The sequence below is a fragment of the Pantoea sp. EKM20T genome (genome assembly GCF_011800485.1).
Lineage (GTDB): Bacteria > Pseudomonadota > Gammaproteobacteria > Enterobacterales > Enterobacteriaceae > Pantoea > Pantoea agglomerans.
The window spans coordinates 59,890-71,968 of record NZ_JAALFW010000011.1; the positions used below are offsets into that span (position 1 = coordinate 59,890).

General features: G+C 54.4%; 11 protein-coding genes. 7 read left to right on the top strand and 4 right to left on the bottom strand.

Annotated features, from left to right (window positions below; all coding sequences use genetic code 11):
• Positions 1 to 85: 85 nt before the first annotated feature.
• The gene (locus tag HFD94_RS17770) at positions 86 to 2,059 is read right to left on the bottom strand and encodes a methyl-accepting chemotaxis protein (protein WP_167433344.1); all 1,974 of its coding nucleotides are present in this window, start codon (positions 2,057 to 2,059) and stop codon (positions 86 to 88) included.
• Positions 2,060 to 2,417: 358 nt separating this feature from the next.
• Between HFD94_RS17770 and HFD94_RS17775 the strand changes: the two genes are divergently transcribed.
• The 3 genes from HFD94_RS17775 (at position 2,418) to HFD94_RS17785 (ending at position 3,475) form a co-directional block, all read left to right on the top strand.
• Positions 2,418 to 2,657, top strand: a complete 240-nt coding sequence (locus HFD94_RS17775) for a type II toxin-antitoxin system RelB/DinJ family antitoxin (protein ID WP_010257033.1) — start codon at positions 2,418 to 2,420, stop codon at positions 2,655 to 2,657.
• The gene (locus HFD94_RS17780; RefSeq protein ID WP_033759930.1) at positions 2,657 to 2,944 is read left to right on the top strand and encodes a type II toxin-antitoxin system RelE/ParE family toxin; all 288 of its coding nucleotides are present in this window, start codon (positions 2,657 to 2,659) and stop codon (positions 2,942 to 2,944) included. Before HFD94_RS17775 ends, HFD94_RS17780 begins: the two co-directional genes overlap by 1 nt.
• A 354-nt stretch (positions 2,945 to 3,298) precedes the next feature.
• Complete coding sequence (locus tag HFD94_RS17785; RefSeq protein ID WP_010257023.1) at positions 3,299 to 3,475, top strand: general stress protein; 177 nt, start codon at positions 3,299 to 3,301, stop codon at positions 3,473 to 3,475.
• A gap of 63 nt (positions 3,476 to 3,538) precedes the next feature.
• On the opposite strand, the gene HFD94_RS17790 is transcribed toward HFD94_RS17785, so the two are convergent.
• Positions 3,539 to 4,435 (bottom strand): LysR family transcriptional regulator, encoded by an 897-nt coding sequence (locus tag HFD94_RS17790; RefSeq protein ID WP_010257019.1) that lies wholly within the window; start codon positions 4,433 to 4,435, stop codon positions 3,539 to 3,541.
• Between the two features lie 202 nt (positions 4,436 to 4,637).
• Between HFD94_RS17790 and HFD94_RS17795 the strand changes: the two genes are divergently transcribed.
• Positions 4,638 to 5,762, top strand: a complete 1,125-nt coding sequence (locus tag HFD94_RS17795) for an MFS transporter (RefSeq protein WP_243234795.1) — start codon at positions 4,638 to 4,640, stop codon at positions 5,760 to 5,762.
• Positions 5,763 to 5,830: 68 nt separating this feature from the next.
• Positions 5,831 to 6,856 (top strand): alpha/beta hydrolase, encoded by a 1,026-nt coding sequence (locus HFD94_RS17800; protein ID WP_010671942.1) that lies wholly within the window; start codon positions 5,831 to 5,833, stop codon positions 6,854 to 6,856.
• 59 nt (positions 6,857 to 6,915) lie between these two features.
• On the opposite strand, the gene HFD94_RS17805 is transcribed toward HFD94_RS17800, so the two are convergent.
• A complete protein-coding gene (locus HFD94_RS17805; protein ID WP_167433346.1) occupies positions 6,916 to 10,020 on the bottom strand; it encodes an efflux RND transporter permease subunit in 3,105 nt (1,034 codons plus the stop codon).
• Positions 10,021 to 10,307: 287 nt separating this feature from the next.
• Here HFD94_RS17805 and HFD94_RS17810 point away from each other — a divergent pair, with 287 nt between their 5' ends.
• Both HFD94_RS17810 and yajD read left to right on the top strand, forming a co-directional pair.
• Complete coding sequence (locus tag HFD94_RS17810; RefSeq protein WP_009093121.1) at positions 10,308 to 10,475, top strand: hypothetical protein; 168 nt, start codon at positions 10,308 to 10,310, stop codon at positions 10,473 to 10,475.
• A gap of 334 nt (positions 10,476 to 10,809) precedes the next feature.
• On the top strand, positions 10,810 to 11,157 hold the full coding sequence (yajD, locus tag HFD94_RS17815) for an HNH nuclease YajD (RefSeq protein ID WP_003850685.1): 348 nt from the start codon (positions 10,810 to 10,812) through the stop codon (positions 11,155 to 11,157).
• A gap of 173 nt (positions 11,158 to 11,330) precedes the next feature.
• Here the strand turns inward: yajD and HFD94_RS17820 are convergent, their stop codons facing one another.
• Complete coding sequence (locus HFD94_RS17820; protein WP_243234792.1) at positions 11,331 to 11,861, bottom strand: cyclophilin-like fold protein; 531 nt, start codon at positions 11,859 to 11,861, stop codon at positions 11,331 to 11,333.
• Positions 11,862 to 12,079: the final 218 nt, after the last annotated feature.

A 12,079-nucleotide genomic window follows, 5' to 3' on the forward strand; every position in this document is an offset into this window, starting at 1 on the left:
ATCACCGACAAGTGTAACAACTGAAAGCCCGCCCTGCCTGGTCGTTACGCTTACACCGCACTTTTTTGTCTTTTATGCTGATAAATCAGCCCTTAACCTGCGCACCGGAAAGAGTTTGTAACACCTTGAGCTGCGCGACGGCTTCCTGCATCGCATCCATCCCCTGCGTCAGTTCACGCAGGCTGCCGAGATGCTTCGCAATGTCAGCGCGCTCATGTCGCGTCTGTTGATTCATGGCCGCCAGCGTATCGGCTGCACTGATACTGCGCTCTGCCATCTGGGCGGCGGTCTGCGCCGAATCACTGGCCACCAGCCGGATACGTGAGATGGTGCTGACTGCCTCACCGATGTTACTGGCCGTAGCTTCAGCCTGCTCTTTTGAGGAGTGCGCCAGACGACGAACTTCGCCCGCGACCACAGCAAATCCCCGCCCAGCCTCGCCTGCACGAGCCGCTTCTACTGCGGCATTCAGCGCCAGGATGTTGGTCTGGAAAGCAATATTGCTGATGCCATGCGTAATCTCATTGATGCCGTTGGAAATTTTCTCCAGATCGTCCAGACCATCATCCAGCCGGCCCTGCGCCTGCTGACTCTCGGTGGCGATGTTACTGATGTTACGGATACTGCTCTCTGCCAGGCTCAGGGTTTCTCCCTGGCTCTGAGTGGCTGTTTCCAGCACCGGCAGCGCCTCCATCAGCGGCGTCAGCGCCTGCTGATAAGTGATAACCCGATCCAGCACCCGCGTCTGGATGCTGTTCAGCGCTTCCCAGCGGCGCAACGCTCGCTGCGCGTAGTGTGCCGCGTAGCCGGCGTACTCTACCGGGAACTGGCTCATCGCTTTGACGTCATGATTAAAGAACACCAGCGCGGAGAGCGTCTGATTGATGGGCACACCCAGGATTTCGCCGAAGCTGGAAAAACCGGCGGCGGCAATGCCTTTGAAGAAATGGGCATTATGCAGCTTATCGGCATTACCGACACGGCGCAGGATACAGTCGTTCATCAGGATCGCCGCGGGTTTGCCATGCTGAGCGGTAAAAGCCTGCCACTCCTGCTGCGTCGTCTGTTTAAAGTCTTTCTCTTCCATCAGGAACAGTCGATCGCCAAACTCAAGATCGCAGAAAAAGTGTACGCCGCCCGATTCAATTTTGGCGATCGAGCGAATAAAGTACTCGCCGCCAACTTTAACGCCAAAAGTGAGTCCCTTTAGCCGTTCGCTCAGTTGCGCTTCGTTGCAGTTGAGATGTTCACACAGCGCCGCAACAAACGATTGCTGCTGCCCCTGGCGGTTAAATACTGACGTTACAGTACGCGCAACCGGATCGGCTTCAGCAATCAGCCAGCTCTGATCGCGTGGCGTAAAGTTCTGGCTTTTAAAAGGAGCAAATGATTTTCCTGACGCCATCTGGCAGAACACAATCACCGCCTTGCCCTGCAACACCTTGCCACCTGTACCAATCCAGGTGCCATCAAAGGTGATTTTACCCCCGGCAGAACCGCCAATCGCCAGGCAGGGAAAGCGCCCGCTGTTATACCAGGCCTGCATCAGAAAGCCTTCGGATGCCGATAATCCGTCGCAGTAAATCATGGCGAAAGTACGATCGGCCGAGAGCGGCATCCGCACCTGCAAGCGCGCCAGCTCCTGCTGGATGGCGGTGATGCGCTGGCTGGCCGTCTGCGTGTCGGCGACATGCAGATCAACAATATGCGTCTCATGGCGTGCGATCAGTGTGTCCGGCAGCCAGAGGTAGCTTCCCTCCGGGCCATTGCCATCACAGTAGGTGCTTTGCGATCTGCTGCTGCTCAGCGCGCCGTTGGAAGAGAGCGTCAACACCGTCAGGTCGGCGGAATTGAATCGCTGCCAGGCCTTACTGACCCGCTGAAAATCGGCTTCAGGCGGAACGAAGGTCATCAGGATGCCGCCCGCCCGCGAGCTTAAACCCACGGAGGCCAGTGAATCTGGCAACGCACGACAATCGTAGGTGCCATTGGCAGGCTGACTGCTACACCTAAGACGGGCAACAGGCAGGTGTCTTTTGATCGTCTTAATGATCGACATATTATTATTTTCGCTTTTATTTGAGTAATTTGCGCTTAAATTAGCGCTTTCTGGTGTGTATAAAAGGAGGGCTAAAAGCAGGTCCGTTCGCGTTCAGAACTCGTCGCGGAGTGCCGGGTTCATCAATGATCGGCGCACTCAACGCCTGTTGGTTATCGCCAGTAGCGGGAAAACCTTTAACGATTGCTGCAGTTGGTTTAATGGATGAAGATGTTATATTTTCGTAGCATAAAATAAGCTTTAGCGTGATTTTACCGGGAAGATATAAGGCTGTGCGGGTGACTAATGTTTACTGATTGCGATACAGACTCATCAGTGCGATAATTGTAATGTCAAATGTAAATACAAAGGGCTTACTATGGGCACAATTAACATTCGAATTGACGATGATCTGAAGACACGATCCTATGCTGCACTCGAAAAAATGGGTGTAACTCCTTCTGATGCGCTGCGCCTGATGCTTGAATATATTGCAGATAATGAACGTCTTCCCTTTAAGCAAACGTTACTCAGTGACGAAGATGCGGCGTTAGTAGATATAGTTAAAGAACGCCTGCGAAATCCTGAGCCGGTCCGGGTCACACTGGATGACCTTTAATGACCTGGCAACTGGAGTTCGATCAGAGGGCATTGAAAGAGTGGCGCAAGCTGGGCCCGACAGTACGTGAACAGCTTAAAAAGAAGCTGGCTGAGTGTCTTGAGTCACCCAGAATTGAAGCGAACAAACTCAGCGGGATGCCTGACTGCTATAAGATCAAGCTAAAGTCATCCGGTTATCGACTTGTATACCAGGTTATTGATGACCGGGTGGTGGTTTTTGTGGTGGCTGTCGGGAAAAGAGAGCGCTCAGAGGTTTATTCTGCCGCTTCCAGGCGTCTCTCTTAAACAGGAGACTTCACCGCTAACAAACAAAGCGGCGCTATTTCTGTTTATCTGTCACTCTGCTGGTTCCAGTGCTGTTCGCAGCGCTCCCGAGCTTCGGCAGGCAGGTCGCGTAAATCTGGCAGCGTGTCGCCGGAACCGTAGCCCATTGATCCCCTCGCTTCCTGCTGTTCATCCTGCGCGGCGAACGTGATTTTCTCATCCAGCTGCTGCCAGCTATCCCCCTGCGAAAAATTAAAATCAGACCTATCAATAATTTAAGTCTGTGCATTTGCATAAACGAAGCGGGCGACTATGCTTGCAGGTGTGACTAGCTAGTCCTTTTTATCTAATGGAACATTGATATGAGGTCTTCCTATGACACAACAGAAATACAGAGGTGGTGCCGGCAATTTTGCCAACGATCCAGAACGGGCGAGTGAAGCTGGCAGTGCAGGAGGCAAGGCCAGTGGGGGCAATTTCAAAAACGATCCTGAAAAAGCCAGGGAAGCCGGTCGGAAAGGAGGCAAAATTAGTCGCCGTCCTTCTAAGTAATTCTGAATAAAGCGCTTTAGGACGTATTACGCCATGGAATGGCATCTATTCCAATAAGGTTCATCATGCCCCCTCTTTTAGCCTTAATGCCTCTCTGACCAGGGTAAAAGCGGGTGAATGTTGCTTGCGGCTGGGATAGTAGAGGTAATAGCCGGGAAACGGCTCGCACCAGCGCTCCAGCACGCGGATCAAGGTGCCCTGCTCCAGCCCTTCTGCGACTTCCTGCTCAGGCAGGAAAGCGATCCCCAGCCCGGCGAGAGCCGCTTCTGCAATGTGTGCCGAAGTGTTGAACGTCAGTTGTCCATCTACCCGCACATTTAACGGCCCCTCTTCACCGTCAAACTCCCAGACGTACAACCCACCCGCTGTGGCCTGCCGCATATTAATGCAGTTGTGATGCAGCAGATCCTGCGGAACCTGCGGCGCAGCATGACGACGAAAGTAGTCGGGCGTGGCCACCGCAGCCATCCGTAATGGCGGGCTTATCGGCATCGCCACCATGTCTTTATCAATGGTGTCTCCCATCCTGACCCCTGCATCAAATCGATCGGCCACGATATTGCGTAAGCCATGATTAGCATCGAACTCAAGCCGGATATCAGGATAAGCCGCCAGCAATGGCGTCAGCTTTGGCATCAGGAGTGAGCTCAGAATATGCGGCCCGCAGGTGATCCGTACCGTGCCGGCTGGCTTGTCCCGCATCGCGGTCAGCATATCCAGTTCCGCCTCAATTTCATCGAATCGGTTGCCAATCGCCTGGATTAACCGTTCACCCGCCGCGGTCGGTGAGACGTTACGGGTCGTGCGGGTAAGCAGCCGAATCTCCATCCGGTTTTCCAGCGCGGTAATGGTCTGACTTAACGCGGGCTGCGTCACGCCCAGCAGCGCTGCCGCGCGGGTAAAGCTGCCCTCACGCGCCACGGTAATAAAAGCCTGCAGGTCATTCATGTTGCGCTTCATACTGCACTCCCGCCGATAGATTTATAAGTTCTGGTTATAACCCCATTAAGGATTCATTAGCTAGTCAATATAAAGCGAAACAGTAAAATTTCCTGAGTTCATCAGCACCGCAAACAATGAAACAGGACACAACATGACTTCCACGGAAACAACTGACTGTTCCCCCCGGCATAAAGAAGCGCACTGGGGTGGTGTATGGGCAATGACGCTGTGTGTATTCGCGCTCATCGCCTCTGAATTCATGCCGGTCAGCCTGTTATCGCCGTTATCACAAGATCTGGCGGTCAGCGAAGGTCTGGTCGGACAGGGCATCGCTATCTCCGGCGCACTGGCAGTGATCACCAGCCTCTCAATAACCCGCATCGCAGGGAACCTCGACCGCAAAATCCTGTTGCTGGCGCTCACGCTGGTAATGGCACTATCCGGATTGATGGTGGCGATGGCACCCAACTATCTGACTTACATGACTGGCCGGGCATTGATTGGCGTGGTGATTGGCGGTTTCTGGTCGATGTCAGCGGCGGTCGCTATCCGGCTGGTCCCCACCGGGCAGGTGCCGCGCGCGCTGGCCATTTTCAACGGCGGCAATGCGCTGGCGACGGTTATCGCTGCACCGCTGGGCAGCTATCTCGGTTCTGTCATCGGCTGGCGCGGGGCTTTTTTCAGCCTGGTGCCAGTAGCCTTGATCGCCCTGTTCTGGCAGGCGTTCACGCTGCCATCGATGCCGGTCAACTCGGCCCGGCAGCACAGCGGAAAAATTCTGCAGCTGCTGCGTTCGCCGCTGGTTACGGTGGGTATGACCGCCTGCGGCCTGCTCTTTATGGGCCAGTTCACCCTGTTTACCTATCTCCGTCCGTTTCTGGAAACCGTGACGCAGGTTGACGTTTCTGCATTGTCGCTGGTGCTGCTGACCATTGGTGTCGCCGGCTTTATCGGCACGCTGATTATCAGTGCTGTTTTGCAGCGCGGATTCTATCTGACCCTGATGATCATCCCGTTGATTATGGCGCTGGTTGCGGTGCTGCTCATGTTGTTCGGTCATCACCTGTGGCTGGTGGCGCCACTGCTTGGCATCTGGGGACTGGTGGCAACAGCGGCACCAACCGGATGGTGGGCCTGGATCGCCAGAACCTTTCCGGATAATGCCGAGACCGGCGGCGGATTAATGGTGGCCATCGTACAGCTGTCGATTGCTTTGGGGTCGACGCTGGGTGGCCTGGCCTTTGACCATGCAGGCTGGCAGACCACCTTTGCCATCAGCGCCACATTACTGGTCACTGCCGCCGGACTGGCGATGATCACCGCCCGTAAGGAAAGCGCTGCCTGATAGCAGATGCGTTGTTTAACCGGGCAACCCGTTGCCCTCACGTCGTCAACCCCGATAAGGATCTTCTTATGAGAGCATTAACCCTGATGTTTGGACTATTGATCAGTTCATTTGCGGCCAGCGCTGCCGATATGTCACGCGGCGCCGATAACTTTTATCAAAGCGAGAAAGTCACCCGCGAGAAAGTCACCTTTAAAAACCAGTATCAGATGGGTGTGACCGGCACGCTGTACAGACCAAAAGAGGCCGGTAAAACGGCGCGCCTTCCGGCGATTGTGGTAGGTCATCCGATGGGCGCAGTCAAAGAGCAGAGCGCCAGCCTCTATGCGCAGAAAATGGCTGAGCAGGGATTTGTTACCCTGGCAATTGATCTTTCATTCTGGGGCGAAAGTGAAGGCCAGCCACGCAACGCGGTCTCTCCGGATATCTATGCCGAAGACTTCAGCGCCGCCGTGGATTACCTGGGTACCCGCGAATTTGTCGATCGCGACAGGATTGGTGTGCTGGGTATCTGTGGCAGTGGCAGTTTTGTCATCAGCGCAGCGAAGATTGATCCCCGCATGAAAGCCATTGCTACCGTCAGCATGTATGACATGGGGTCAGCCAACCGTAATGCGCTGAATAAAAGCCAGACACTGGCGCAGCGCAAGCAAATCATTGAAGCGGCGGCACAGCAACGCTATGTAGAGTTCACCGGGGGTAAAACTGAGTACACCAGTGGTACACCACATAAAATTGATGCTGATTCGCCTCCGATAGCCAAAGAGTTCTATGATTTTTACCGGACGCCTCGCGGTGAGTTCACACCGAAAAACAGTTCAGCTGCGCTGACCACGCACCCGACGCTCACCAGCAACGTGAAATTCATGAACTTTTATCCGTTTAATGACATTGAGACCATCTCACCGCGCCCGATGCTCTTCATCACGGGTGATAAAGCGCATTCACGCGAATTCAGCGAAGATGCGTTCCAGCGTGCGGCACAGCCCAAAGAGCTCTATATCGTGCCTGATGCAGGCCATGTGGACCTTTATGACCGCACTGACCTGATCCCGTTTGCTAAGCTGACCGCCTTCTTTAAACAGCATTTGTAATCTTCCGCTGATCATTGATCCCAGCCCGTCTGCAGCCGCCTGCAGACGGGCTTTCTGCGTTATTGGCCTTTGCGATAGCGGGTCAGGTAGTGCTTCACCAGCACAAAGAAGAGCGGAACAAAGAACAGCGCCAGTACCGTGCCTGCCAGCGTACCGCCGATGATACCGGTACCGATGGCGATGCGGCTGTTAGCACCGGCACCCGTCGCCACCGCCAGCGGGATCACACCGGCGATAAAGGCCAGCGACGTCATCATAATCGGCCGCAGACGGGTTCGCGCTGCCTGCAACGCAGCCGCGCTCAGCGAACTTCCCCGGCGAACCGCATCCTCCGCAAATTCGATGATTAGTATCGCGTTTTTGGAGGTGAGTCCGACCGTGGTCAGCAACGCCACCTGGAAGTAGATATCGTTGCTTAACCCGCGCAGTGCCACCGCCAGCACGGTACCCAGTACGCCGAGCGGCACCGCTAGCAGCACGGAGAAAGGCACCGACCAGCTCTCATACAGCGCAGCAAGGCAGAGGAACACCACCAGAATCGAGATCGCATACAGCGTGGTTGACTGCCCGCCCGCCTGCTTCTCCTGCAGCGAAAGACCGCTCCATGCTCCTGTGGTCCCTGCCGGGAGTTCATTGGCCAGTCGCTCAATGGTGTTCATGGCATCGCCGGAGCTGAACCCTTCGGCGTTCTGCCCCTGTATTTCGTAGGAGGCAGAGCCGTTGTAGCGGTTAAGGCTTTCGGGTCCCATGGTCCATCGGGTCGAGGCAAACGCCGAGAATGGCGTCATGGTGCCCTCACTGTTACGGATGTACCATTTATCCAGATCCGAAGGTGATGAACGATACTGACCGTCGCCCTGAACATAGACCCGCTTTACCCGACCCCGGTCGATGAAATCATTGATATAGGCACCGCCCCAGGCGCTGGTCAGCGTATCGGTCACGTCATCCAGCTGCAGTCCCAGTGCCACCGCTTTGCTGGTATCAATATCGACCTGCAACTGCGGCGTTTGCGGCAGAATATTGGCCCGCACACCAAGCAGTTCCGGGCTTTGCGCTGCGCTTTGTAGCAGCTGATCGCGCAGGTTGCCCAGTTGCTCACGCGTGGTGCCACCGCTGGCCAGCAGCTCATAGGTAAAGCCGTTGTTCTGTCCCAGACCCGGCACCGACGGCGGCGTCAGCGCAAAGATCTGCGCATCCCGAATCGACGCCAGCGCGTAGGTGGCGCGCCCGGCAATCGCTTCGGCAGAGTTTTCACTACCCGGTCGCTGATCCCAGTTCTTAAGCTTGATAAATGCCATACCGGCATTCTGCGCAGCACCGCTGAAGTTAAAACCATTGATGGTGAAGACCACATCAATATTCTGTTTCTCTTCAGTCAGGAACCAGTCAACAATCTGCTGATTGACTGCCTCAGTGCGGCTGGCCGTGGCACCCGCTGGCAATGTTGCCTGAAGCATGATGCTGCCCTGATCTTCAGTCGGCAGGAAGCTGCCCGGCAAGCGGGTAAACATCACAAACAGCACCACGCCCATTGCCGCATAAAGCGATACCATGATCAGCGGACGGCGCAGAGTGCTCACCACTTTGTGACGATACTGGCGCTCGGTGGCGGCATAAAAGCGGTTAAAACCGCCAAAGAAGCCTTTACGATGGGGTGAGGTCGGCCGCAGCAACATGCCACACAGTGCAGGCGTCAGGGTCAGTGCCACCACCACGGAGAAGGTCATGGCGGCGATGATGGTGATGGAGAACTGCCGATAAATCACACCGGTCGACCCGGCGAAAAAGGCCATGGGCAGAAATACCGCGGATAGCACCAGCGCGATAGCCACCAGCGCGCCGGAGATCTCTTTCATCGACTTTTCCGTTGCCTCACGCGCCGGCAGACCTTCGTCATGCATAATGCGTTCGACGTTTTCGACGACCACGATGGCATCATCCACCAGCAGCCCGATGGCCAGCACCATAGCAAACAGCGTCAGGGTATTGATGGTGTAGCCGCACAGCGCCAGTACGCCAAAGGTGCCGAGCAGTACCACCGGCACCGCCAGCGCCGGGATCAGCGTCGCACGGATATTCTGCAGGAACAGGTACATCACCACCACTACCAGCGCGATCGCTTCGATCAGGGTGATCACCACATCCTCAACGGAGATTTTGATGAAGTCAGTGCTGTCGAGTGCATAAGCCACCTCATAACCTTCCGGCATTGAGTGGCGATACTCTTCAACTTTGTTTTTCACCAGCGTCGCGGTGGCCAGCGCATTTGCGCCCGGCGCCAGCATCACACCGACACCCGCCGCAGGATGCCCGTTGAGTCGGGTGGTCATGTCATAGGATTCGCCGCCCAGCTCCACCCGCGCCACATCACCCACGCGCACGATGGCACCGCTTTTGTCGCTTTTAACGATGATGTTTCGGAACTGATCCGGCGTCTGCAGTCGCGACTGCGCTCTGACCGTGGCGGTAAGCTGCTGATTGTCGGGCGATGGCAGGCCGCCGATTTTACCGGCTGAAACCTGAATATTCTGCGAGCGTATCGCCGCCGACACATCGGAGGGCTGCAACGCAAAGGAGTTTAGTTTGAAGGGATCGAGCCAGATACGCATCGCGTACTGACCGCCGAACACCTGGATGTCACCGACCCCTTCGGTCCTGGCCAGCGGCTCCTGCATATTACTGACCAGCCAGTCACCGATATCCGTGCTGTTGCTTTTGCCCGTGGTGTCATACAACCCCATCACCAGCAGGAAGTTTGACTGCGATTTGGTCACGGTAACACCAAGCTGCTGCACTTCGCTGGGCAGACGGGAGAGCGCCTGCTGCACCTTGTTCTGCACCTGTACCTGAGCCGTGTCCGGATCGGTGCCCTGACTGAAGGTGACGGTAACCGACACATTTCCCTGTGAACTGCTGCTGGAGGTAAAATAGAGCAGATTATCCAGCCCGGTAAGCTGCTGCTCGATCACCTGCGTGACGCTGTTCTCCAGCGTCTCCGCAGAAGCACCGGTATACGTTGCGCTGATATTCACCGAAGGTGGCGCAACATCGGGATATTGTTCAACCGGCAACAGGGTAATGGAGAGCGCGCCAAGCAACATGATTAAAATGGCAACAACCCATGCGAAAACGGGACGATAAATAAAAAAACGAGAAAACATCAGCGGGATCTCTTCCTTTTGGGCGGGTGCAAAACCTGCATTCCTGCAGGCTAACAAACAGCGTTGATTATAGGGTGTAACCTCAGGCTGAACATCCTGGCGTGTTCTTTTCTTAAAGCTGAGGGATCCCGGGACGCTGCATTTTCGATTTATCGCGGATTTAACTGTGCTGACATCCTATGTGGGCATCAAAGAGAAAGCCGATCCATAACGAATCTGATGATGCATTAAGCAAAATGGTGAGCCCTGACTATTCTCAAATAAAGGATATTGATCAGGAGAAAACCATGAAATTTTTCTACTTCGTTTCGCTTATCGCCTCTGCCCTCTATTTACTGGCCTTCCTGCCTAAACTCCGCACCCGTCGTGAACCCATAGCCTACTGGGGATGCTGGACTTATCTGGGTGCTAACGCCATTTTCTGGGCCGTTTATGGTGTCATGCATTACATTTGATGTCATTTTTTAAGCAAAGCGGTAAACAGGGATGTTTTGGGCGCTATCCTGCTGATTAATTGGGTTAGCGTGAGCGGGAACGTAGAGATATATCATTTTTGAGTTTTCATCACAGCGACATAATTTTGTGCCTTCTCACAGCCCCGGCAGTTATTCAGGATTGCGAGACGTGCTGGAAAAATCATATAAGGCGGCTACGCTGATTTTCAGCTAACCCTCTGGATTTTAAAGCCTCCCGTCCCGAGGAACACGATGATTTCTTCTTCTGTTCCGTTATGGGATATATTGGCATCACTATCGTGAAATTTTCTCTTCATAACAGGTTATCCCGGCAATGGCTTTGATCCCTAAAAACTACACGCGGCTGGAAAGCGGCTACCGTGAGAAAGCACTTAAAATCTATCCGTGGGTGTGTGGACGCTGCTCACGCGAGTTTGTTTATTCAAACCTGCGCGAACTGACGGTCCACCATATCGATCACGACCACACCAACAACCCGGAAGATGGCAGTAACTGGGAGTTGTTGTGTCTCTATTGTCATGACCACGAGCACTCAAAGTACACCGAGGCTGACCAGTATGGCACCCGTGTAGTGGCTGGCGAGGACGCACAAAAAGATGTCGGTGAGGCAACCTACAATCCCTTTGCTGACCTGAAGTCGATGCTGAATAAGAAGAAGTAATGACTGAACTGTCAGGCTGGCCGACCGGCGTGACAGTCTCGCTTCCCGAAGAGGATCACAACGTCTGGCCGCGGCCAGAACGCAGTGTAGTCCGTCGTGCCAGATGCCACCCTGGCCAGACTCAGCGCGATATGAATCTTTTACCAGCCGGTTATTTCAGATTTTGATATCAGTTATGGCCGGGAGAACCGTACGTCAATCCCCCCCTCACCGACACGCTTTTTGAGGCTATCTGTCGACAGCACCTTTCCTATTGGCGTGTAGCTATAGGAGCTCTGGAATGTCTCGTAAAAAAGAACCAGCGTCTTATTGCCATACAGCATCACATCGCCCTGCTGGATCGTGCCGGGTTTATGCGGATCGCTATTAAGAGCAGCAGGCAGGTCTGCAAACTTCTCATTGCCGTTCAGCTCCTCCATCGTCATGGTCAGCGGGAGTTGCTGTACAAATGCTTTCGCGGTGGCGTTATCAGCCAGCGCAATCTCATACGACTGATGGTTGATCGTCATAATAATCTTCATGGGACGCAGCTCTCCTGCCCGAACCGGGCCACTGGCTTTAACGGGCATCAGACTATAGGTGGAAAGTAAAACCAGCAAAAGTAAGGCTCTTTTCATAAGGTCGCGTTCCGGATTATGGTGCATCTGTTCAGACATGGAGTGCGTTGCTGCGATCGCCGTCCAGCCCTGAATAAACTGGTTCACTTACCCGCCGTTATCTGATGGTAAAGATTTATCCTTCACCCTTTCCCTGCATCATCCTCCTGTCGGCGGAACTCGCGCACCGCTTATTCTGCAATAGCCTGGATGCGCTGCGCTTCATCTGATGTGCTGAACTGATTTGCGGCTTACGTTTCGGACTGTCGAAACATTTTGAGAAATAATTTCCCTGAATAACAGCCAGTTTCCACGTTGTTGCAACT